The organism is Mesorhizobium sp. XAP4 (genome assembly GCF_029269325.1).
Taxonomy (GTDB): Bacteria; Pseudomonadota; Alphaproteobacteria; order Rhizobiales; family Rhizobiaceae; genus Mesorhizobium; species Mesorhizobium ciceri.
Genome location: NZ_JARIXW010000008.1, coordinates 83,660 through 107,490, shown reverse-complemented (window position 1 = coordinate 107,490; position 23,831 = coordinate 83,660). Strand labels below are relative to the sequence as shown.

Here is a 23,831-nt window from a genome sequence, read left to right as displayed (position 1 = left end):
TCAAATAACGCCCTCGTGCTTGAACGAGCGGATCTGTGCTGTTGAGTGGCCGAGGAGTTCACCGAGGACATATTCGTTGTCTTCGCCGTAACAAGGCGCTCCGCGGTTGATCAATCCGCCTGCATGCGCGGGTGTGCGGCCAAGTTTGAACGGCACTTCGGCCACGGGCCACGTCCCGATCCTTGTCCCAGGCACTTCGGTCAGCCACTCCAACCTCCGCAACTGCGGATCGTGATCGCAGCGATCCTCCGCCGTCTGGCATACGCCAGCGGCCACGCCAGCTGCTTGCAAGCGGCTCATGCAGTCATAGGCCTCAACGCCCTCGGTCCACGTTCCAACCACCTTGTCCAGTGCATCCTGGTTGACAAGACGAGCCGCAATATTGGCGAAGCGTGGATCGGTTAGCCATTCAGGATGGCCCGCGGCATGGGCGAGCGCCGCCCATGACCGCTGGTCGCAGCACGAGATCGCGATCCAGCGATCCGCCCCCTGGCAACGATAGGCGCCATGCGGCGCGGCATTGCCATAAGGGGAGCGGTTGCCGGTACGCTGCCACACTCGCCCGTTTGCCGACCAATCAAGGATGGCCTGGCTGGCAAGGAAGATGCCCGCTTCGCATTGGGACGCATCGATATGCTGACCCTTGCCCGTGACCGAGCGGTAGTACAGCGCACCGAGGAGCGATTGGGCGAAGCCATAGGCCCCCATCCAGTCGAGATAGGAATAGCCCCACCCGGCAGGCATCGCCGGTTCGGCAAGACCGGACATTTCGTTCATCCCAGCAAACGAGGCAGCGATAGGCCCAACGGTGCGCAGTCGGCCATAGGTGCCGTAACTGCCCATGCCGGACTGCTGGACGTAGATGATATCGGGACGGATGCTGCGCAGGACGTCATACCCCAGGCCTAACCGATCGAGGACGCCCGGAGAGAAGCCTTCGGCGACGACGTCGGAGATTGCGATCAGCCGCTTGGCGATATCGATACCTTTCGGGTGGCGGATATTGAGCGAGAGCCCGCGCTTGCCCGTGTTCTTATTGTTGAACTGGCCGCCCATGTCGGGATCGCTGACGCCCGGCAGTGGGCCGGTCGCGGCCTCGCGCGCCGTGCGGCCGCCAACGGGTGCCATTGCGGCGAGGCGTGTGTCTGGGTTTTCCTTCCATTCGACCTTGATGCACTCGGCGCCAAGCGCAGCAGCAAAGCGCGTTCCGCCCGCCGAAGCAAGAAACCATGAGAAGTCAAAGATGCGGACGTTCTGCAAAGGAAAGGGACGATTGCGTGCTGAGAGCGCCGGTTTCAGGGTCGCCTCTGCCGCTACCTTTGGCGATGCCTGCCTTGAGGTGTTGCTCACTTCGCCCGTATGCTCACCGCGCAGCGGCGCGCGCTTGCCGGCCTGCCATCGTGTTTCCGAACTCAGCCATTTGCTTGTGGCATAATGGAAGCTGCGCCCAAGTTCAGGGTGATCGACCTTGGTGATGGCGCCGCGCTTCAGCCAATGCTCGTCTTGTGCATTCTCATGCGGCTTGCGCACCGGTGCCCAGAGCAATCCCGCTGCCTGAGCTTCTTGCCAGGGCGTCGCGTCATATGTGTGGGCGCGGACGAAACGCTGAACCACTTCCAGCGTGTGCGAGGTGGCGTCGTCCATCTTCGACGAGCCCGGGACGCTGCGTGCGTTAAAGTCCGCATCGGCTGTGGGCGCCTCGAGGTCCGCAGCCATGTCGAAACGCTCGAGGAACGGCACGAGATTGGCCTTGTCACGGGCGCCAACACCCCAGGTCATGTACCAGCGACCATCTTTGGTGTGACTGATGTTGGGGACACGCGACACTGCCTCCAGGGCATGACGGCATGTCAGACGATGGAGCGGCGCTCGGCGCATCACCCATGACATCAGATCGATCTCGGTGCTCTTGGCCACCGCCTCATGGATGGCACAGGAGATATCCTGACCGAGACCCGAGGTGGTCCGCTCGATCAGAGCGGCAAGAATGCCAATCATGAGTTGCTCACCGGCAATATGGTAGGCATGCCAGATTTGCGGTGCGATAGGCGGTAGGTCGTACTGTTCCGATGGATCCGGATCGTAGCCGCAATTCATCATAACGCCGCCGAGCGCCAGATGAACCAGGTCCGACCCCTTGAAGGTACTCCAAGGGCCGTCATCGCCGAAAGGCGTCATGCGGGCGATGACGAGCGAGGGGTACCGCGCCGCCAAGGCTTCGCGGGTCAGCCCAAGCTGTTCATTCAACATGCCGCAGCTAGCATCCAGCAGGATGTCGGCAGTACCCAGGAGCTGGACCAACATCTCGCGACCGCCTGCGGTATCCAGATCGGCGACGGCGGATTTCTTGCCGCGGTTGTATGCCCAGAAATAGAGCGACTTTTCGGGGTCGGGCTCCTCAGAACAGAACGGGGCGATGCGCCTCGTCGGGCTGCCGCCTGCTGGTTCGATCTTGATCACCTCGGCGCCGAGTCCTGCAAGCAGCAGGCCGCAATACTCCGCCGTCTCGTCCGCCACCTCGATCACTCGAAGGCCAGACAGCATTCCGGGGGCGGTGTCGGACGCCAGAGCGGTCGACCGGGGTTCAACTCTTGCAGCTGTCATGAAGGGTGTTTGGACCGTCTCAGCGTTGATGTTGAGCAACCACATTTATGGAGTTTGCTCGGCGAGATAATGCATTATATAAAATTAGGCATTGAGAAGCGGCGCCTGTCAATTAGAAATTGCGGGGATCAAACCAATTCACCTCGGGTGGTGGAAAAAGTGCAGAAGAAATTTCGATCCTGAATTTTTAAGGCTTCCGGCGCTATGTCGTGGCCAATGCGCCATTGGAGCGTCTTCACACCGGTATGATGTGGGCGGAGGGTCCGGTCTGTTTTGCGGATCTCGAGATTCTCCTTCTTAGCGACGTTCCGGCAGAGCAAATATTACTGTCGCCAAAGGGCAGCCACCGGTCGTCTTTCGCCATCCGTCCGGCAACGCCAATGGCAACACCCGGGACCGCCAAGGGCGTCTGCTCACCTGCGAGAGCGGCAATCGTCGCGTCGTCCGCACCGAACTTGACGGGAGGCAGACCGTTCTCGCCGATAGCTACGATGGAAAGCAGCTCAACTCGCCAAACGACATCGTCGTACGCTCGGATGATTCGATCTGGTTTACCGACCCGGATTATGGAATTCTCAGCGATTACACAGGAAACCGCGCCTCCAGCGAGCTCGGGCGCCGCTGCGTTTTCCGCCTTGATTCCCTCGATGGCAAGCTGGCGATCGCCACGGACAACTGGACAAGCCCAATGGTCTGGCCTTCTCGCCCACCGAGAAAATCCTTTCGTTGCCGACTCAGGCGCGACGCACACGCCTGGGTGGCGCACATGAGATCCTAGCTTTTGACGTAGCGGCCGATGGTGGGCTTGGCAACCGCCGGACATTCGCCGTGATCGATGCCGGGGTGCCTGACGGGTTCCGCGTGGACCTCGATGGCAATATCTGGACAAGGGCGGCTGATGGTGTTCACTGCATCAGCCCCGAGGGGGAATTAATCGGTAAGATTGCGGTCCCGGAAACCCGTCACAAACCTGACGTTTGGCGGCCCAAGCGCAATCGCCTGTTCATAGCCGCTGCCTCGTGTCTTTACTCGATTTATGTCGGGACACGCGGCCTCTGAAATGGTTCCGAACCTCTTGACCAAAATAAAATAAAATGCATCATCCCTTACGGAGGGACGATGCAAGGCTTTTCTGGGCTTCGAGATAAAGTATCGGTGGTGGGCGTCGGCACGACGGCGTACGGCAACTTTCCCGACATGGACGAGTATGGCCTGGCGGCTGAGGCGTTTCGCAACGCGGTTGCAGATTGCGGACTGGACAAGGGCGCGGTCGACGGCCTGCTTACATGTCGTATTCCGAGCTACTACCGGATGGGCGAAGTCCTGGGACTTGATCCGCGTTGGACGATCACCCTACCGGGGCATGGTCGCATGTCGGGCATCGGCCTCATCGAGGCAACGATCGCCTTGACGAGCGGCCAGGCGAAATATGTCGCGCTGCTTTACGCCAACATCGGCCGATCTCGCCGCGTCTTCTACGGCGGAGGTGAAATGCCGGGCCATTGGGACCCTTGGGGGTTCACCTCGCCCGGCGGCGCCCACGCCATGATGTTCCGTCGCCACATGGAGCTTTACGGTACGACGACGCGGCAACTCGCTGAAGTTTCCGTGGCCTTCCGCAGCCATGCGCAACTCAATCCCGGCGCGGTGATGAAGGAGGCAATGACTATCGACGACCATGAGAGTTCCCGTCCGATCGTCGCCCCGCTGCGCCTATTCGATTATTGCCTGATCAACGATGGCGCCGTCTGCCTGATCCTCACGACAAGCGAGCGGGCCGCTGATCTCGCCAAGCCGCCGGTTCGGATCAGCGGATTTTCGGGGCGCGAGGCCTATCGAAACTCGTCCATAGAGAATTTTCACATCGACTTCTGGCACGATCAGGTCTCGGCATCGGGCGATGAGGCGTTCGCCATGGCCGGCGTCGAGCCCGCCGATGTCGATGCATTGATGTGTTACGACAATTTCAGTCCGACCGTGCTGTTCAGCCTCGAAGGCCTTGGCTTCTGCCCGCGCGGCGAAGGCGGCCGGTTCGTCGAGGGCGGAGCGTTGAAACTTGGCGGCCGGCTGCCGACCAACACGGACGGCGGCCATCTGTCCAATTCGTATATGCAGGGCTGGGCCCTCAACGTCGAGGCGGTGCGCCAACTGCGTGGCGAATGCGGCGATCGGCAGGTTGAGGACTGTGAAGTCGTGACGTACGTGCAAGCAACACCATGCACGCGCACGATCGTTTATACGCGGGCGTGACGGCTGACATGGCGTATGGCGCTTCCGCTTCCGAGAAATCCGTAGAGGCAAAGCCGTTGCCCAAGATTACGCCCTTGAACAGGCCGTTCTGGGACTATGCGCTCAAGTCAATTTACGCGCTCCAGACCTGCGATGCGTGCGGCGACGCTCATGTTCCCGAAGCGCCGGTATGCCCTCGGTGCCTGAATGACCGCCAGACCTGGAAACCGGCGAGCGGAAAAGGCACGCTGCAGTCCTGGGCGGATTTCCATCGCGCCTATTGGGACGGCTTTGAGGCAGACTTGCCCTACCGTACATGTCTGGTGCGGCTTGACGAAGGCCCGCTGGTCGTCAGCAATTTGGTCGGCGGGCAGGCGAACCTCAGGATTGGTGCGCGCGTCCATGTGGTGTTCGACCGCATCGCCGATGGCATCGCATTACCGAAATTTTCTCTGGACGAACCGGGATGCTGAACGAAGCAGCTGACGCCGAAGTGAGCGCGGCCGGATGCGATCGTCATCACGCCGGCCGCCTGCCAGCCCGGCCAAACCGCAGCATCCTGAGATCGGCGACGCGCCCGCTCGAAATCATTGAACTCTTTGCTGCTCTCCGCCGCCCGCTGTCGGTCTCGGAAATCGCCTGCGCGCTCGAAATCCCCCAGTCAAGTTCGTCCGTGCTGCTACAGGCCATGAGCGGTGCAGGTTTCATAGCGCGCGATCGCAAGACGCGGAAATACCTACCGAGCGTCCGCTCCGTGCTGTTGAGCAACTGGGTCCACGACACGTTTCTCCAGGGCAGCGGCCTGCTGCAGGCGTTGGATGCGTTGAGCATCGAGGCCAATGCAAATGTCCGGCTTGGCGTCCGCAATGGGGTGCACGTTCAATATGTGCATGTCTCCTGGCCGTCGGCCGAGCCAAGGACGAATCGCCTGAGTCCCGGCATGAAGTTGCCGATTGGCAGGGACGCCCTGGGCAGGATGCTGCTTCTAGCAGAGAACGAGAATGACGTACGTGGCATTCTCCGGCACGGGAACGCCGTCGGCGATGCTGCACATGCGGTCAATGTGGAGGATCTTGTCAACGAGCTGCGAATGCACCGCGTCGATCGCTTCGCGGTTTGTCGCGATCTGAGTGCCCAGGACGACCTCGTCATCGCAATCCAGTTGCCCGCGCGATTTGGAGCGCCTGCTGCGATCGGCATTGGCGTTGCCGTTTCCGGGCACGCGGACGGTCGGTCGAGGTTCGCCGCGCTGCTTCGTGACTTCGCTGCAGAAGCCTGGGGTGCGTGAGGGCGAAGTGCTTGACCGCCACATGCGTACGCCGGGGCGGAATAGGAGCTACCAGGCGGCTCTTTCTAAAACGACTAAGAAGCAGGCTGGTGGAGGAATGCGCAATGAAGAGCAGTAACTTGATGGAACTCATGCAGCAAATGTCGCTGACACGACGGCAATTGCTCGGCACGTCAGCAATGCTGGGGGCAGCCGCTCTGATGCCGCGGCAGGCATGGAGCGCGCCCGATCTCAAGGGTATCGAACTCAATCTTATGGTGATCCAGCCGCACGTCACCGGTGGACGCATAGTTGCAGACGAGTTCGGCAAGGCGACCGGCGCGAAGGTCAACGTACTGCCGGTTCCCAACGACCAGATCCAGCAAAAGGCGACCCTCGACGTCCAGTCCGGATCCAACGTCTACGACGTCATCGACTACTGGTACTGTCTGCTCGGCGCGCTCGCCGAAGACGGCACGGTCGTCGACGTTACCGACCGCATTGCCAAGGATTATGCCGCTGCGGACTTCCTGCCGTCGATCTACGATCCCTACACACTGTACAAGGGAAAGCGCTGGGGGGTGCCATATGACGGCGATTCGCACGTGCTGTTCGTCAACACCGAGATCCTGGAACGGAGCGGCCAGAAGCCGCCCACGACTTGGGACGAATATCTGGCGACGGCGAAGGTCATCACGGAGGCCGAAACAGCGAACGGCATCTTCGGCACCGCGCTGCTCGGTGTGAAAAACCCTTTCATGATAGGCTGCAGCTACACCAACCGGCTGGCTGGTCTGGGTGGCGATTTCTTCGATGCCAGCGGCAAGCCGTTGCTCGATTCGGAAGTCAGCATCGCGGCCGTCCAGGCCATGCTTAACGTTGCTCCGTATGCTCTGCCGACGCCGCTGGAAACCGGGTTCGAGCAAGGATTGCCGGCCTTCCTCTCCGGTAAGGCGGCCATGATCGAGTTCTGGACCGATCTCGGGGTCAACGCACAGGATCCGGCAATGTCGCAGATTGTTGACAAGTGGACCGTGGTGCAGATGCCGATTGGCGGCGCCAACAAACAGCATCGCGGCTCGCTCGACGCCGGTTTCGGCCTGGCGATCTCGGCCGGCTCGAAGCAGCCGGACGCCGCTTGGGAACTGGTCAAGTTTGCCTGCAGCAAGGAAATGAACCTCAAGCTGACACTGACTCCCGGCAGTGGCATCGATCCGATCTTCACGTCGGTTCTCGACAGCAGCCAGTACAAGGCGGCGGCGCCGAAGGTTCAGGCTGCTGGCGCCCAGGCACTAAATGGCGCGCTTGCCTGGCCTACCGGGGCACTGGCGTCCAAGATGCTGCAAGGCCTGGCTGACGAACTTGCATTGGTTCTCGCTCAGACCAAGACCCCCGAGCAGGCTATGAAAGATGCCCAGGCGGCTTGGGTTGCAATGCTGAATGGATAGAGGCAACCCGGTTTCCACATCGGCCGGAGCGACGGTAAGCGGCTCGCGATTGGCAGGGTTCCTTCTGGTCGCGCCGCTGCTGCTCGGCCTCTCCGCCTTTGCCATCTATCCGTTTCTCGACGTGCTTGCGTTGTCGCTGTCGAAGAGCTCGCTGGGGCGGCAGTTCCAGCATTGGCCGGTTCTGACCAACTTTGCCGCCATTCAGCGCGATGGCGACTTTCAGGCGGCCCTGTTGAGGACGACGATTTTCGCAATTCCCGTCGCATTGATCCAGCTCGCACTGGGCTTGGCGATCGCGATGATGCTGCATTCAAGTCTGAAGCAGGCGAGGTGGGTGCGCAGCCTTATCCTGTTGCCGCTGATGACGCCGCCCATGATGGTGGCCGTGGCCTGGAAATTGATCCTTGCGCCCGCCGGCGGCCTGCTCAACGGCGTGCTGTTGCGCACCGGCATCATAGACCAGCCGGTCTCATTCCTCGGCACCATGCCCGCAGCCTTCCTTTCGGTCGCTGTCGCCGATACCTGGCAGTGGACGCCGTTCGTGGCGATCCTCGCTTATGCGGCGCTCCAGACCTTGCCAGACGAGGTGTTCGAGGCGGCAAGTGTCGACGGCGCGTCGCCGCGAACGATCTTCTGGCAGATCACGCTTCCGATGCTGATGCCGACGCTGCTTGCCATCTTGCTGTTGCGCGTCGTGATCGCGTTCAAGCTCTTCGACCTCGTCTATGGTCTGACATTCGGCGGGCCGGGATTCAGCACCACCGTCACCACCTTCCGCATATGGCGCACTGCCATGCAGGAGTTCGATGTCGGTCTGGCCGCAGCCCAAACGCTGGTGTTCGCCATCCTCGTCAGTATTGTCACCCTGCCTATCACCTGGCTTCACAAACGCAGCGAAACGAGGTCGGGATGAGCCATTCCAGTCAAGCTGGGGGGAAGTCCCGGGGCCGGGTCGCAACAGGGTGTGCCGCGGTCATGGTCGGCTTCTTTGTGTTGCCGATTGCGTATCTCGTCTCGGTTTCCTTCAAGACGCCAGACCAGGTGCTTACCGGGTATTTCCTGCCGCAGGCACCGACACTGGCGAACTGGATCAACACCTTCCAGATCATCCCACTGTTTCGCCTGCTGGCGAACTCGCTGCTGGTCGCGGTTTGTAGCAGCCTGCTGACGCTCGCCGTCGCCTTTCCAGCCACGTACGCCATGGTGCGGTTGAAGGTCGGCGGGCGCTTCCTTCCGGCTTTCACGTTGGCGACCTACGTGGCGCCGCCGGTGGTCGCGCTCATTCCGCTTTTTCTGCTTCTGCGTCGGCTTGGTCTGCTCAACAGCCTGTCTGGCCTTATCCTGGTCAACGGGATAGCCAACCTGCCGGTGGCCTTTTGGCTGTTGTCAGGCTTCCTGCGACGGGTGCCCGTGGAAATCGACGAAGCGGCAAAGATCGACGGTGCTGGGTATTTCACGATCATCTTTCGCCTCGTCGGCCCAGTCATGGCGCCAGGCCTCGTGGCAACGGGTTTGATTTGTGGCATCCTCGCCTATGATGAGTTCCTGCTCGCCTCCGCCTTCAGCAATGACGAAGGCAGCCGAACGCTGCCGGTGGCGATAGCTCTTTTCCAGGGCGAGCGATTGATAAATTTCGGCCAGATGGCGGTAGCGTCTCTCACCGGCATTATACCGGTCTATCTGATCGGGCTGTTCGCGCAGCGGTGGCTGATCGGCGGGCTGACGGCGGGCAGCGTCAAGTAAACCAGGACCCAGGTTGGAAAAAGCGTCGACGACTTTGCTTCCTGCGTTTTTCGCTGGGCTCCCGGGGCGGTATCAGCCGGTGCGCTTTGCTGACTTCGCCCTGATCTCATCGAGGATTGGCACGATATACTCCCGGAACTTCGCCGGGTTCTCGGCCATGGGGAAGTGGCCCATGTCGCGCATATGCACCCATTTCGAGCCGGGTATCATCGACGCAAGCTGACGCCCTTCCTCGACCGTCGCCGACCAGTCGTAATCGGCATTCAGCAAATAGAGGTCGATCTTCGCCGTGTCGATATCCTTGGCCGTATCCGTGAGATCATGCTCCTCGACATAATAGTGCAGGTCGCCCGGGAAGACCGACGGCGCCCCCTGGCTGTACATCCAGATCGTCTCGCGGCGGTAGACCTCCGGGCTGCTCGGCGAACACTGTGTGTGTTGCAAGGCGGCGCGTGTGTCGTTGGATGTCGTTGGGTGCCAGTACCAGTCTGTCAGCGTGCCAGGCTCGGGGCTCTTGATAAGAGGCTCAAGCGCGATCGCGGCGCGAAAATGCTCGGGATGGTAAAGCGCCAGATCGGTCGCCAGCAGCCCACCCATCGAGCAGCCCATGAAGACGGGTCTGTCGAGCTCGAGCGCCTTTGACAACTCGAGCACGTAGCGCAGGAACCAGTCCATCTTGAGCTTGTAGCCAGTCTCCCAATAGCGGTGGGTGAGGGGAGGCAGCGACTTGCCATGGTAGGGCAAGTCCCACGCGATGAAACGGAAATACCGGGTGAGTTCCTCATCCTCGAGAAGGTGCCGCCATTGGCGCGCATCGGTGCCTGCCGTGTGCTGCAGCAGCACCGGGATGCCGGTGCCAGCCTGTTCGAGGTATATACGGTACTCGGTGTCATCCAGGGTCAGATACAGATAGCCGCATTCCATCTTTGCAAACTTTGCCATCATCCGTCCCTCAAGCCTTCACGCCGTTGATCTCCTGGCGCATCACGGCGAGGATTCGCTGCAAGGCGCTGTAATATGCATAGAGCGACGACAGATCGCCGCCGAGCCGCATGCCGCGATGGATCGCCGCCGGGAAGAAGTCGTTGCAGAAGCGCGCCGGCGCCGGCTTCAGGATGTCGCGCCAGGTTTCCCGCGGCCCGCCGACATAGATGGTCGACGACTTGTAGCCGTCGCTTCCTTGCTGGAAGTCCACGACGCGGCCATCCCGGATCTCCATGAAATACTCGTCCGCCTCGTTGCTGTAGAAGCGGATGCGGGCGTTCCAGAAGCGGGCGGCAATCGCAAACTCCGGGTCCTTATTGACGCCATCGCGGACGGCTTTGACGGGAATGACCAACTGGTCCTTGTAGCTCACTGACGATACTCCTCCATGCTTCCGTTAGGGTGCGCGATGGGAAAAAATCCACCGTGATCCCAACTCGCCAAGAGGCCGAAATCAACCGATCTCAAGAGTCCGGCTGAAGAAATCAATATTCTGATGCCCGTCGAACGCTGAACCGCTCGATTGTGGTTGCGGGAACGGGACGAACATGGAAATCCTGATGTAGGTCGACCAGCAGTTTCGAGTGTCGGCTTCGGAAATGAGGAATGACCGACCACCAGCCGCTCGACGCATTGCAGCAACAGATCAGCAAGCGCAGTCTCGCCGACGACAGCGGCGACTGGTCTTTGAAATCACGGACGACGGCTGAGTATCAGATTGCTGAAGTGCTGCGCGAAAAGATCATCGTCGGTGTCCTCGCGCGTGGACAGAAGCTGAAGCAGGCCGAGATCGCCAAGATGCTCGGCGTCTCGATCACGCCGGTGCGCGAGGCGCTGCGGCTGCTGGAAGCCCAGGGCTATGTGGCGGTGAGTGCCCATCGCGGCGCGATCGTCGCACCCTTCCTGATCGAAGGTGCCGAGGAACTCTACCAGTTACGACAGTTGCTTGAAACGCGCCTGACCGCGGAAGCTGCGCGGCGCATGTCGCCGAACGATCTGTACGTTCTCAAAGCCATCAACCACGATCTTCTCATGGCCGCCAGGGCTGGCGACCGCGCCGCCTGCCAGGAGAAGAATTTTCGCTTCCACTTCCGGCTATACGAACTGGCAGGCCAGGCGCAGACGCTCGATTTCGTGCGCATACTCTGGGCCAAATATCCGCTCGACTTGCTGAGCCAGATGCCGGGCAGGCAGTCGCGCGTTTTCGATGAACACGTGACGCTTCTGGCCGCTCTGGAGCGGGGCGATGTTGAGGGCGCTACGGGTGCGATGGAAGTGCACATCAATACAGGCTGGTCGGAGTTCCTGGCAAACTACAAGATGCCCGTCTTGCCCTGAGGAAGTCGCCTCACCTAGTGACAGTCCCAACTGCGGAGCGCGCCCATGGACATCGTCTGGGGCGATGGCCGCATAGCCAACGACGACTTCGGCTGAATTGTCAGTGTCTCCTATAACCATCGCAGGGGTTCTGTTCCAAACAGGCCAGCAGGGAGGGTCTTTAACGTTTGCTATGAGCGACCCCTCATGGCGAGGGTTAGATTCGTCCTTCCGGCGGTTTGCGAACCTCATGATAAAAAGGGGAGGAGAGCATGCTTACCTGGAAGAACAGAGCCGTACGGTTCGCCCGCGTGATCACCGTGGCGGCCTGCACGGCAGCATTTTCGTTGGTCGGGCTGGCGGCTAGTCACGCGGCCGATCCGACGGCCGAGGAGCAGGCAGCCGCGCTGGCCGCCGTGCCGAAGGAGGCGCAGAAATACTACGGCGGCTACTGGTATGCGACCAATATAGTCGCCGATCCGTTCGCTAACTGGAAGCCCCATGCGCCGCCATGGAAGATTTGCCACAATGATTCCTATCTTGGGAATTCGTGGCGCGCCAACCTTGTGGCGGAGCTGAAGGCGCTGACCAAGCAATTGGCCGATCAAGGCCTCGCTGAACCCGAACTCAACGTCACGAACTCTAACGGCGACATCAACCTCGAGCTCACGCAGCTGAAGGCGCAGATCGCGCAGGGCTGTGACCTGATCATGAGCTATCCGGGGTCTGCGACCGGCCTTTGCGCGGGCATCAAGGAGGCTTTCGACAAGGGCATCCTTTTCGTAACCATCGACTCGACGGTCACCTGCCCGGAAGCGCTGAACGTAGCGACCAATCCCTACTATCGCGGTCAGTACGAAGGTGAGTGGATCGCCAAGCAATTGGGCGGCAAAGGTACCGCCCTCATCATGAACGGACAGCCCGGGACCGCGAACACGGTCGCTCAGGAGACAGGTTTCCGGAAGGCCGTCGAGGCGTTTCCCGACATTAAGGTCGCCGGCAGCCTGTTTGGCATGTGGACCGGGTCGGTGGCCAAAACCGAGGTGCTGAAGTTCCTGGCGACGCATCCTGAGCCTGTGCACGCTGTGTTCTCGACAGGCAATATGGGCGTTGGCGTGGGCCAAGCGTTCGAGCAATCGGGCCGTGCGCTTCCGATCATCACCGAAGTCACCAACCTTTGCAGCCTGCTTGCTTACTGGAAGGAAAAGAACCTCACCGCCAACACCTTTGTCCAGGATGGCGGTCCGATGGCCTATTCCGCCTTCATTCCTGCACTGCACATGATGGCCGGGCAAAAACCGAAGGTGAACACCATCTTCATGCCGCTGCCCAGCATCACGGCGGAGAACTTCAATGACTACTACGACGCTTCCATGACCGTGCAAAGCACCTGCTTCGCCAACGGCAAGGACCTGCACCTCGTGCCGGACTCGTATTTCGAGCAGTTCTTCACCGGCGGCGAGCCGAGAGCCAAGGTTGAGATCGTCTCGACCAACGCCCAGCCGCAGTGAAATGCACCACGATGGGTGCTCGCGTTCAGCGCGGGCACCCATAAGGGAGTTGCGCATCGTGCGCGGCATTGCTTTTCAAAGGATCACACCCGTCGGGTATGAATGGTAGTCGCACTTTGACCGACTTGTCCCTCAAGACCATCCAACGAGTGGCCGGGCCTTTGGCCCCGTTTCTCCTCGCCTTCATCCTTTTCTTTGTCATAAACGTCTTCATTCCCGGCTATGCCAGCGTCATAAGCCTGCTGTCGCTTCTGCTGCTTTCCAGTCTGCTTGGCATCGCCTCGGTCGGCCAGACCCTGACGATCGTCATCGGCGGCTTCGACCTTTCGATCCCGGCTGTGATCGGCTTGTCTAACGTGCTGTTCGCGCTGCTTTACGGCGCCGGCTATTCCGCTTTTGCTGCGGCCGTGTTCATTCTAGCGCTGGCGACGCTGATCGGTCTGGCAAACGGCTTTGCATCCCGATACCTGCAGCTCAACCCGCTCGTGGTGACGCTGGCGAGTGGCTCGATCATCCTTGGCGCCATCTGGGCAGGGACGCATGGCGAGGTCTCGGGCTTTGTGCCTGATTGGCTCGTCAACATGGTTTCGGTTATCGGCAAGACCGGTCCCATCCCGCTGCCCGGCTCCGTGGTGATCTGGCTGCTCATCGCCGGCGGCATCCTATTCCTCGAGCGCAAGACCAAGCTCGGCCGCTGGATGTTCGCCGCAGGGGCAAATCCTCGCGCCGCCGAATTGGCCGGCGTGCCGATGCTGCTCGTCTGGATGAGTGTCTACGCGCTCAGTGCCTTCCTGGCAGCGACGACGGGCATTCTACTTGCAGGCTTCAGCGGAGCGGCCGATCCGACCGTCGGCGCAGCCTACCTCTTCACCACTGTCGCAGCAGTCGTCGTCGGCGGCACGCCGCTGACCGGCGGGCGCGGCGGCTATGGGCGCACAATTGCCGGCTGTCTTGTCGTAACAGAACTTAGCACCCTCCTTGTCGGTCTCGGGCTCGACCAGGCGGCACAGCAGATATTCCTCGGTTTCCTGATCATCGGGCTCGTGGCGCTCTATGGCCGCGAACCGCATCTGAGTATGCGCATATGAACAGCGCGGTCCATCAGCGCGCGATAGAACCGCCCGCCGACCGCAAGGGCATGCCGCTGCTTCTGTCCGCGGATGGGCTTCGCCGGACATTTGGCGAAACGATCGCGCTTGATTCCTGCTCGCTGTCGATCCGCGAGGGCGAAATCCATGCCGTTGTCGGAGAGAATGGTTCGGGCAAGAGCACGCTGATCAAGATACTCAGCGGCATCGTCCGCGCAGAAGCGGGCACACTGGATTGGCTCGGCCGGCAAGCCAGTTTCGCGAATCCGCGTGCCGCGCAGGACGCCGGCATTGCTACGGTGTTCCAGGAGACGCTGGTCCTTCCAGACATGTCAATTCGTGACAATGTCATGTTGGGCCTGGACGGCATGATCCGTCGCAATATGACCCCCTTGCGCGAGCGCGAAGCCGTGCGGAAAGCACTGGCGGCTGTCGGTATCGGCAATCTTGATATCGAGCGGCTGGCCGGCACGGTATCGCTCGCCAACCGCCAGATGATCGGCGTCGCACGGTCTCTTATGCGGCCCTGGCGCCTGCTTATCCTCGATGAATCGACCTCCGCGATCGATATCGAAGACCGCGATCGTCTCTTCGAAGTGCTACGAAGTTTCCGTGGCGAAGGGCGATCGATCCTATTTGTCTCGCATCGCATGGACGAGATTCACGCCCTTGCCGATTGCACGACGGTACTTCGATCTGGCCGGAGCGTCGCATCGCTGGAGCGCGGCGCAGTATCGAGCGAAATCCTGCTCGACCTGATGTCGACGCGCGAAGGTGCGCGGGCGGCGGAAGGCGAAGGCTGCGGCGAGACTATTCCCGCCAATGCCGAGGTGATCGTCGGCGTGCGAGGCCTGTCGGTTCTCGAAGGCAAGCCGACACTGGATCTCGACCTTCGTCGCGGCGAGATCATTGGCGTGGGGGGGCTGGAGGGGCACGGCCAGGTCGCCCTGCTGGAGTGCATCGCTGGTCTGCGTCGCGCGCCCACGGGGACAGTGCACGTCGGGACCATGACCATACGGTCGCAACGCGACGCGGCGCGCGCGAAGATCGCGTTCCTGCCGCGCGACCGCAAATCCGAGGGTATCTTCGCCCCGCTGTCGGTGCTCGACAACGTGACCGTATCGGCGCTCGGCTCATTCGCCCGTTGGGGTGTGCTGGGCACAAGGAAGCGGATAGAGGTCGCCGGCGAGGTCACTCGGCGGACCAGGGTCAAGATGGCTGGGCTCGACACGCCGATATCGGCGCTGAGTGGCGGCAACCAGCAGAAGGCGCTACTCGGGCGTCTGATCGCCACCCAACCGCGTGTGTTGGTGTTGAACGATCCGATGCGTGGTGTGGATCTGGGTGCCAAGCGCGACCTCTACGAGGTGCTCAATAATCTCGCTTTGAGCGGCGTTTCCATCCTGATGCTGTCGACCGAACTGGTGGAACTGTGCCTGCTTTGCCACCGGGTGGTTGTGTTTCACGATCACGCCGTCAGCGCGATCGTCGAGCGCGGCGACCTTAGTGAACGCGCATTGATCGATGCGATGTTCTCGCAACGCCGACTGGAGACCTCGACATGAAGTGGCTCGGCGACCGCAGCTACGCATGGCCCGTGCTCATTGCGGTGGTCATTTTCACTGCTCTCAACGCCTTCGCTAGCCCCGCTTTTACCGATGTGACGAACTGGAACGGCATGCTCATCGGCGTGGCGCCGTTCATCATCACCGCCATGGCCCAGACCGCGCCCGTGCTTTCAGGAGAGGGCGGGATCGACCTTTCGGTCGGGCCGCTTGCGGGGCTCGTCAATGCCATGGTGACGTCGATCCTCGTGCCGAATGGGTGGGCCGATCCGGTGACAATCATCGGCGCTTCGCTGGGCGTCGGCATCTTGTCCGGCCTGTTGAACGGCTTCCTCATCGCAGTCGTGCGCGTCCAGCCGATAATCGCAACCTTGGGCACGTTCCTCGCCTTCCAGGGCATTACGCTAGAGATGCTGCCCATGGCCGGCGGTCTGGCGCCGCAATGGCTGCTCGGTCTTGCAGGCAGCTATGGCGGACTTTCGGGGATGCTCGTCCTGCTCATCGTGCTTGGCCTTGTCTGGCTGGCGTTCGAGCGGACAGGCTACCGCCGCAACCTGCTCGCCGTTGGAGGGGATGCGCGCGCTGCCTACGCATCGGGCGTCAATGTGGCGGGGGTGCGCATCATCGCCTACGTCATTGGCGGCGTGCTGGCGGCGATCGCTGGGCTGGTGTTTACCGCTGCCCTCGGTTCGGGTGATCCACGCGTCGGCGTTCCGTACACGTTGACCTCCATCGCTGCCGTCGCGCTGGGCGGCATCGCCTTGACCGGCGGGCGAGGGGGCATGCTGGGTGCAGCCGCGGCCGGCACGCTGCTCTTCCTGATCCAGACCCTGTTCACGCTGGCGCAGGTTTCGATCTTCTACATCCAGATCATGTACGGCCTGATCCTTCTGGTTGCGCTGACCTTGAACGCAGCCGGCGAGCGTGCGCGGCGCGGCCGTATGACAAAGCAGCTCGGCTGAGCCGCGTTGCCTCCGCGGCCAAGCAAGTCGTCGCGGCAAGCTTCGCGCATCGCGATGGTTGGATGCTCAACCACGACTTAGCGCCCAAAGCCGTTTGACCTAGACCAATTCATGTCGGTCTTATCGGCCGGTTCTTTTGGGAGGAGATCATGAACATGCTACCAGCTTCGCTGGCACGGCGCGGCGTGGCCGCAGTTGCGTTTTTGGGTGTCTGCGTCTTGGCTTCGCTAAGCGCGGCCGGTGCCGCCAGCGCCCAGGACAAGCCGCGCATCGTCATGCTGGGCGGCCCGCTATGGGATCCCTTTTTCGGCGCGATGAAGAAGGGCGGCGACGACGCTGCTCGTGACCTCAATGTCGACTACCAGTGGATCACCGGCACCGATCCCAACAATTTCGTCGCCGACTACGCCAAGCTGGTGAAGCAGGCCGCGAGCCAGAAGCCGGCCGCCATGGTCATAGGCAACTACTTCCCGGACACGCTCGACCCCATCATCAAGGAGATCACGGCCAGCGGCATCCCGGTCATCATTCAGCATGATGGTGGCGCTTCCTGGCGGGATATCGGCGCGATTTCATACGTAGGCTTCAGCGCCCGTGACCTCGGTCGCGCGGTTGGTGAGAGGGAGATCAAGGCCGGTGCAAAATTCGGCCTTTGCGTCAATCACGTTCCCGGCAACACCACGCTGGACCTGGATTGCCTCGGCTATAACGATGCCTTCAAGGCGGCCGGAGGCGACTCCAAGGTCCTGACCATCCAGTTCTCCGATGCCAGCAACCCCACTTTTGTCAGCAGCGCCATCCGTGGTGCGCTGCAAAGCGATCAGAGGATCGATGCGATCTGGACCATTGGCGCCGTGCAGGGCGTTGCTTCCGTGGAGGCCGTCAAGCAGAGCGGAAGAAAGATCGTCAATGCTTCGCTCGGCCTGTCGCTCGGCTCGCTCGAAGCCTTGAAGAACGGCGACCTGCTCTTCATCGCAGACCTGCAGCCATATCTCGACGGCTACTACGCCTTGCTCGCGGCATACCAGTATGTGCAATACAAGATGCTGCCAATGGGTCAGATATCAACCGGTCCGCTGATGATCACCAAGGACAATGTTGACGAGGTGCTGAAAGTCAACGGGACCTATCCCGGCGTCAGAGGGGCGTCCTGATTACGCGCCAGCTCCCTGCGATCGTGGCGCGCCCGAGATCCTGCCTTCACTGTCCCTCGGATCTTCTCAACCAATCCCAGCACTTGCCGGATGACGCTCATGACATTGGAAACCCAGGCGCTGCGTGACGCATCGGCCGCCACCTCCCGGCCAATGCGGAGCTGGTCTCCGTCCAGTCTAGTGCGCAGACCCGAGTTCGGTGCCTTCGTAGCCACCGTTTTCGTCTATGCTTTCTTCGCGGCGACGGCCTATCGGTACGGCTTCGTAACCTTCGACGGCACCGCCGGATGGCTCAACACCGCAGCCGAGCTCGGCATCATCGCCATACCGGTCGGCATTCTCATGGTTGCGGGCGAGTTCGACCTGTCGGTCGGCGCGGTGGTAGGCGCGGCGTCGATCACGGTTGCGATCGGCACGACATTGTTTGGCTTTTCCGTGTGGCTCATGATCTCAGCCGCCCTTGCACTTGGCCTGGCTGTCGGCGTCCTGAACGGTCTCCTTGTCGTGCGCACCGGGTTGCCGTCCTTCATCGTGACGCTTGCCAGCAGTTTCAGCATAGGCGGCCTGTCACTTGGCCTGGCGCGGCTGCTCAGCAACACCACCTCGGTCTCGGTGAAGTCGACACCGCTTTCAGATGCTGTCTTCGCATCGAACTGGGGCCAGGCAAACATCTCGATCCTGTGGTGGTTCGCCATCACGATCTTTGGCGGTTGGGTACTGGCGAGGACCGCGTTCGGCAACTGGATATTCGCGACCGGTGGAAACCCTGTCGCGGCGCGCGGCGCCGGAGTACCGACAGGTTTTGTCAAGATCGTGCTGTTCATGATGACCGGTCTTGGCGCGAGCCTTGTCGGTGTCATCCAGGCGATCGGATATCATTCCGGCAACGCGACTGCCGGCCTCGGCTATGTCTTTCAGGCACCGATCGTCGCCGTAATCGGCGGCGTCCTGCTCGGCGGCGGCTACGGCTCCGCGTTCGGGGTGTTTCTCGGCACCGTCATTTTCGGCGTCATCAATATCGGCATCTTCTACACCGGATGGAGCACCGACTGGGTCCAGCTCTTTCTCGGCGTTCTGCTGATGGCGGCCGTGATCACCAATCACTACTTCCGGCGCCTCGCCATGAGCGCTGGCTAGCCGACAGCGCGAGGTTCTGCATGGCTTCTGAAAACCGCCCCCTCATCGAACTGCAAGGCGTCTCCAAGCGCTTTGCCGGCGTCCAGGCGCTTACTGACGTGTCTCTTAGCGTTCCAGCCGGGCAGGTGGTCTGCCTTCTAGGTGACAACGGTGCCGGCAAGTCGACATTAATTAAGATCCTGTCGGGCTTTCACGGTCCTAGTGAAGGCAAGATCCTACTTGATGGCGTGGAAACGCAATTCACCGATCCGCGCGATGCCCGAGCGCGCGGTATCGCCACAGTGCATCAGGATATCGGCACCATTCCGCTGATGAGCGTGGGCAGGAACTTTTTTCTTGGCGCCGAGCCCAAGAAAGGTGTCTGGCCGTTCCAGCGGCTAGACATCGAGAAGGCGAACCGCGTCTCCGTGGAGCAGATAAGGCGCTTCGGGATCACGCGTGTGCGCGACGGCAACCAATTGGTGGGATCGCTATCGGGGGGTGAGCGACAGGTGCTTGCAATCGGGCGAGCTATGTATTTTGGCGCCCGCGTCCTGATTCTGGACGAGCCGACATCGGCACTTGGTGTCAAGGAGGCCGCTACCGTGCTGCGCTTCATACAGGCGGCGCGTGCCGAGGGTGTCGGCATTGTCTTCATAACGCACAATGCACATCATGCCACGCTCGTGGGCGACCTGTTCACCGTCCTGATCCAGGGTCGTGTTGCGGCCAGTTTCAAGCGCGGTGAAAAGAGCAGCACGGAACTGCTGTCGCTGATGGCAGGAGGCGAGCAGATGGAGGACATAGCGGGCGAGCTCGCCGTTCTGGCGCCGACAGTTACGACAACGCCCCTGGGAGAGACGCAATAGTGACCACACGCGATGTGCATTCGATCGACGCCTTGCTTCGCAGGGCGGCGCAGCGCGGTGACGTGCCCGGCGTCGTTGCCATCGCGGTCGACAAAACGACCCGGCTGTATGAGGGCGCCTTCGGCCTGCGTAACCTTACCAGGCGCGCACCGATGACGCTGGACACAGTCTTCTGGTACGCATCGATGACCAAGGCCCTGGTGGCGACGGCGGCGATGCAATTGGTGGAGCAGGGGCGGGTCGCTCTGGACGAGCCGATCGGAAGCGTCCTGCCGTCGCTTGCCTCACCAGAGGTTCTCGATGGTTTCGACGCGAACGGCACGCCAATGGTGCGGCCGGCCAAGCGGCCGATCACACTCCGGCATCTGCTGACGCACACATCCGGCTATGGCTACGACATTTGGAATAAGGCGGTCGAGCGCTATATGCGCGAGAACCACATACCGCTGCTAGTCGACTGCAAGTTGAGTTCGCTCGCTCAGCCTCTGGTGGCCGATCCGGGCGAGAAATGGGAATATGGCATCAGCATCGACTGGGCCGGGCAGGTCGTCGAAGCTGTCAGCGGCCTATCGCTCGAGGACTATCTGCGCGAGCACCTGTTCGCGCCCCTTGGGATGCACGACACGGCGTTTCTGATAAAACCGGCGTGGCGCGAGCGCCTGGCGGACGTGCATCGCCGCCAAGCAGACGGCTCGCTTGTTCCGATCGAGCATGAGATCTCCCAGCAGCCCGAATTCTTCATGGGCGGCGGCGGCATCTACGGAACCGCTGGCGACTACGCGTCCTATATCCAGATGCTCTTGAATGACGGGCGAGCCAAGGATGGCACTGTCGTGCTCAAGCCGGATACCGTCGAACTCATGGGCCAGAATAGCATCGGCGACATCAAGGCAGGCGTGCTCACCTCGGTGTTGAAGGATCTCGCCAACGATACTGATTTTTTCCCTGGCATGCCGCAGAAATGGGGATTGAGTTTTCTGCTCAATACGAGTGATTCGCCCAATGGGCGTAGCGCCGGCAGCATGACCTGGGCTGGCCTTGCCAATACCTATTTCTGGGTGGATCGCTACAGAAGCATAGGCGGCGTGATCATGACGCAGATACTGCCTTTCGGGGATCCGATCACTCTGAAACTCTATGAAGGCTTCGAGCGCGGTCTCTACTTAGGACCGAGCAAACCTTCGTAGCGACGATCGCCCCCATCTCTCATCGCCGAACGCGATGGTTGCTTGGCAATTTACGATTTCCGTTCCTTCGGACCATGTCCTAAGAGACCTAATGGCGGTCGTCCGGTTCGCCATCTCGGCCGTTTTGGAGGATGGCGGTCGTGCTTCCAGGCTTCGCCGAGCGCTTGCGTTGACGGCCCGCTGAAGATTGGGCGCTTCTCCGCTCCGCTTGCACCCTCCCGAAGAACCTTGGGAATGTGACGTGACAGCAGCCAAACCACACTGCCAGCCGTCGGGTGCCTATCACATCGCCATCGGCGACATGACGGTGACTGCGGTCAATGACGGTACCTTTCAGGCCACTTTCGATATGATCGCGGGTATCGATCAGGAGGATTGCATCCGCATCGAAACAGCGGCGTTCCGTCCGGTTCCGCCCAAAATGACGATGAATGCCTTTCTGCTCCGGACCGGCGATCATGTGGCGCTTGTCGACACGGGCTGTGGAACGCGTTCGGGACCGACGTTGGGCATGGTCTGCCGGAACTTGGCGGCAATCGGCATTGTTCCCGCCGACATCGACACCATCCTGATCACGCACATGCATCCCGACCACATCAATGGGTTAATCGATGAAGCCGGTGAGGCTGTGTTTGCGAACGCAGAACTTGTCGTCAACGAGGCCGAGCTCCAGTTCTTTCGAGATCCCATGTCGCCCTCACGCTCACCCGATGGCGAACCGCAGGAATTTTTTGAAGGGTTCCGGCGGGCTACCCGGCCGTATGGAGAGCGCATCCGGACGGTTCGTGACGGACCCGTCATGCCAGGGGTCATTGCTGTCACACAGGCCGGCCATACGCCCGGCCACACCGGCTGGCTCATTGAATCCGGCGGTGACTCTGTAATGATCTGGGGCGACATTGTTCATATGCCGCATCTACAATTTACGGCGCCCCAGGCAGCAACGATTCTTGACATAGACCGCGATCTGGCTGTGGCTACCAGGCGGCGTGCCTTGGATATGGCGGCTGCAGACAGGCTTCGCGTAGCCGGCATTCACCTGGACTTTCCTGCCTTCGGTCATGTCGAGCGACGAGGCGGTGGCTATGCCTTCGTTCCGGAGGTCTGGCGCGCGGTTGTCTGACGATTTGGCGTCCTCTGTTGGAGCGCCCCAATATCGATCTCTTGAAACTAGATGGGAGGAAGCAATGAATCCGGATCGCCGTCGGCTTTTGAAACTCGTGTCCGGTGCTGCGCTCGCTGGCGTTACGTCAACGGCACCTTTGCGGCCCGCCTTCGCGCAGCAGAAGCTGCGCATCGGATTGGTTGTCAAGGTCATGGGCATCAGCTATTTCGACGTGACCCGCGATGGTGGTCAGCAAGCGGCCGATGAACTAGGCAATGTCGAACTCGTTTACACGGGTCCGACCGCAGCGACCGTCGAACAGCAGATTGCGGTCATGGACGCGCTCGTCGCCCAGAAAATCGACGCTCTTGTCATCTCGGCCAACGACGCCACAGCCCTCGTCCCTACAGGCAAGAAGGCGATGCAGCGTGGCATAAAGGTCATCTCCTTCGATTCTGCGATCGCGCCGGAAGGCCGCATAATGCATGTGAACGCCCCGCACGATGACTTAATCGGCGCCAATGACGTGCGCATGATCAGCAAGACGCTCGGTGGCGAAGGCGAGGTCGCAATTCTGTCGGCAACCTCGCAGGCAACCAACCAGAACCTCTGGATCGAGAAGATGAAGGAGGAGTGGCAGAAGGAGAAATATGCCAAGCTAAAGCTGGTCGGCGTGGTCTATGGCGACGACGCGGCGGACAAGAGCTATCGCGAGGCGCAGGGACTCATAAAAGCGTACCCAAATTTGAGGGCCATTATCTCGCCGACCGCCGTCGGCATTGTCTCCGCCTGCCGGGCGGTTACCGATGCAGGTCAGTTGGGCAAGATATTTGTTACGGGCCACGGCCTGCCTTCGGAGATGAAGCCAAACGTGCTTTCCGGTGTGACCGATACGTTCCAGCTTTGGAGTCCTGCTGATCTCGGCTACGCGGCCGTCATGTATGCCGGCATGCTCGCGCGTGGGCAAACCGACGGTGCAGCCAACAGCACCACCAAGATCGGTCGTCTCGGCGACATGACCGTGGAGGCGGACGGCAGCGCTTATCTCAAGGACCTGTTGGTATTCGATAAGTCGAACATCGAAGAGTGGGCGACGAAATTTTAAGCGTCAGGAGTTTCGGACGCCTGGTTGTGCGTGATCTCGAAGCGAACCAAAGTTTCGTCAACGGGCAAACTCTCGCGCTTTACGGGAGGTCGTGATTGCAGGCTTTTAATCAGCCGATCTGAACGAAGTTTGCCCCGGGGACACTTGCCGCAGGGGAAGTTTCGGCGCTCTGGGCCGGCATGCCGATCCGATCGTGCCGTTCGCATTCCTACCGGGCGGCACTGGGCTGAAGCTTCTGCGCTACGGGCGTGTCCGTGACGACCTTATCCTCGACGCAGAGCGCTTCTGTCTGGACACAGAAATTCGCCTTTGTCAGTAGGGTGCAAGGGAATTGCTCCGTGGAGAGGGCGAACAGTTCGCAAATGATTCCGCGATACGCGGCGAACCCTAGTACCCTGCTGCAGCCAGCCCGTCAGCGTGCATCTCCAAACGCGATGACATGTTTTCCATATGAGACTCCCTCACGCCGGCAGTTGCGGTAAAAACCCTGGAAAAGAACCCGAGCCACAGAATTGGGCTGAGCCCACGGTGTAGGCGGATATTTGTCGTGGGGGAGGAGCGTTGCCGCAACCCTACC

Annotated in this window: 20 protein-coding genes and 1 pseudogene; 18 read left to right on the top strand and 3 right to left on the bottom strand. The window is 60.9% G+C overall.

Translation table 11 applies throughout. The features are described from left to right. Positions 1-2,649 (bottom strand): CoA transferase, encoded by a 2,649-nt coding sequence (locus P3C39_RS29025; RefSeq protein WP_206631201.1) that lies wholly within the window; start codon positions 2,647-2,649, stop codon positions 1-3. Positions 2,650-2,813: 164 nt separating this feature from the next. On the opposite strand from P3C39_RS29025, the pseudogene P3C39_RS29020 reads away from it, so the two are divergent. The 7 genes and pseudogenes from P3C39_RS29020 (at position 2,814) to P3C39_RS28990 (ending at position 9,291) form a co-directional block, all read left to right on the top strand. Continuing rightward, a pseudogene (locus P3C39_RS29020) lies at positions 2,814-3,663 on the top strand (SMP-30/gluconolactonase/LRE family protein). A 60-nt stretch (positions 3,664-3,723) separates the two neighbouring features. Then, positions 3,724-4,854, top strand: a complete 1,131-nt coding sequence (locus P3C39_RS29015; protein WP_032899524.1) for a thiolase family protein — start codon at positions 3,724-3,726, stop codon at positions 4,852-4,854. After that, the gene (locus tag P3C39_RS29010) at positions 4,821-5,306 is read left to right on the top strand and encodes an OB-fold domain-containing protein (protein WP_206517131.1); all 486 of its coding nucleotides are present in this window, start codon (positions 4,821-4,823) and stop codon (positions 5,304-5,306) included. The genes P3C39_RS29015 and P3C39_RS29010 overlap by 34 nt, the downstream gene beginning before the upstream one ends. Next, the gene (locus tag P3C39_RS29005) at positions 5,300-6,121 is read left to right on the top strand and encodes a helix-turn-helix domain-containing protein (protein WP_024504903.1); all 822 of its coding nucleotides are present in this window, start codon (positions 5,300-5,302) and stop codon (positions 6,119-6,121) included. The genes P3C39_RS29010 and P3C39_RS29005 overlap by 7 nt, the downstream gene beginning before the upstream one ends. A gap of 11 nt (positions 6,122-6,132) precedes the next feature. After that, positions 6,133-7,548: a sugar ABC transporter substrate-binding protein gene (locus P3C39_RS29000; protein ID WP_245469696.1), complete on the top strand. Its 1,416-nt coding sequence runs from the start codon at positions 6,133-6,135 to the stop codon at positions 7,546-7,548. Further along, entirely contained in the window at positions 7,541-8,461 is a 921-nt protein-coding gene (locus tag P3C39_RS28995) for a sugar ABC transporter permease (protein ID WP_024504905.1), read from the top strand. Before P3C39_RS29000 ends, P3C39_RS28995 begins: the two co-directional genes overlap by 8 nt. A 62-nt stretch (positions 8,462-8,523) precedes the next feature. After that, complete coding sequence (locus P3C39_RS28990; RefSeq protein WP_236382678.1) at positions 8,524-9,291, top strand: carbohydrate ABC transporter permease; 768 nt, start codon at positions 8,524-8,526, stop codon at positions 9,289-9,291. 72 nt (positions 9,292-9,363) lie between these two features. Here the strand turns inward: P3C39_RS28990 and P3C39_RS28985 are convergent, their stop codons facing one another. After that, positions 9,364-10,233, bottom strand: coding sequence for an alpha/beta hydrolase (locus tag P3C39_RS28985; protein ID WP_024504907.1), 870 nt, complete (start codon positions 10,231-10,233; stop codon positions 9,364-9,366). 10 nt (positions 10,234-10,243) lie between these two features. Beyond that, complete coding sequence (locus tag P3C39_RS28980) at positions 10,244-10,648, bottom strand: hypothetical protein (protein WP_275954825.1); 405 nt, start codon at positions 10,646-10,648, stop codon at positions 10,244-10,246. Positions 10,649-10,881: 233 nt separating this feature from the next. On the opposite strand from P3C39_RS28980, the gene P3C39_RS28975 reads away from it, so the two are divergent. From P3C39_RS28975 to rhaS, 11 genes are all read left to right on the top strand, one after another. Beyond that, entirely contained in the window at positions 10,882-11,613 is a 732-nt protein-coding gene (locus P3C39_RS28975) for a GntR family transcriptional regulator (RefSeq protein ID WP_050580511.1), read from the top strand. Positions 11,614-11,903: 290 nt separating this feature from the next. Further along, a complete protein-coding gene (locus P3C39_RS28970) occupies positions 11,904-13,103 on the top strand; it encodes a substrate-binding domain-containing protein (protein ID WP_164752878.1) in 1,200 nt (399 codons plus the stop codon). Positions 13,104-13,264: 161 nt separating this feature from the next. Next, positions 13,265-14,191, top strand: coding sequence for an ABC transporter permease (locus P3C39_RS28965; RefSeq protein WP_275954826.1), 927 nt, complete (start codon positions 13,265-13,267; stop codon positions 14,189-14,191). Next, positions 14,188-15,756 (top strand): sugar ABC transporter ATP-binding protein, encoded by a 1,569-nt coding sequence (locus P3C39_RS28960; protein ID WP_024504912.1) that lies wholly within the window; start codon positions 14,188-14,190, stop codon positions 15,754-15,756. The genes P3C39_RS28965 and P3C39_RS28960 overlap by 4 nt, the downstream gene beginning before the upstream one ends. Then, a complete protein-coding gene (locus P3C39_RS28955) occupies positions 15,753-16,718 on the top strand; it encodes an ABC transporter permease (protein WP_024504913.1) in 966 nt (321 codons plus the stop codon). Before P3C39_RS28960 ends, P3C39_RS28955 begins: the two co-directional genes overlap by 4 nt. 149 nt (positions 16,719-16,867) lie before the next feature. Beyond that, a complete protein-coding gene (locus tag P3C39_RS28950) occupies positions 16,868-17,872 on the top strand; it encodes a substrate-binding domain-containing protein (protein ID WP_024504914.1) in 1,005 nt (334 codons plus the stop codon). A gap of 99 nt (positions 17,873-17,971) precedes the next feature. Continuing rightward, positions 17,972-19,009 (top strand): ABC transporter permease, encoded by a 1,038-nt coding sequence (locus P3C39_RS28945; RefSeq protein ID WP_245265391.1) that lies wholly within the window; start codon positions 17,972-17,974, stop codon positions 19,007-19,009. Between the two features lie 20 nt (positions 19,010-19,029). Beyond that, the gene (locus tag P3C39_RS28940; RefSeq protein WP_024504916.1) at positions 19,030-19,857 is read left to right on the top strand and encodes an ATP-binding cassette domain-containing protein; all 828 of its coding nucleotides are present in this window, start codon (positions 19,030-19,032) and stop codon (positions 19,855-19,857) included. A 14-nt stretch (positions 19,858-19,871) separates the two neighbouring features. Further along, positions 19,872-21,044, top strand: a complete 1,173-nt coding sequence (locus tag P3C39_RS28935) for a serine hydrolase domain-containing protein (protein WP_081714397.1) — start codon at positions 19,872-19,874, stop codon at positions 21,042-21,044. A 241-nt stretch (positions 21,045-21,285) separates the two neighbouring features. Further along, positions 21,286-22,167, top strand: a complete 882-nt coding sequence (locus P3C39_RS28930) for an MBL fold metallo-hydrolase (RefSeq protein ID WP_024504918.1) — start codon at positions 21,286-21,288, stop codon at positions 22,165-22,167. A 64-nt stretch (positions 22,168-22,231) separates the two neighbouring features. Beyond that, positions 22,232-23,254, top strand: coding sequence for a rhamnose ABC transporter substrate-binding protein (gene rhaS, locus P3C39_RS28925; RefSeq protein WP_275954827.1), 1,023 nt, complete (start codon positions 22,232-22,234; stop codon positions 23,252-23,254). The last annotated feature ends 577 nt before the right edge of the window (positions 23,255-23,831 follow it).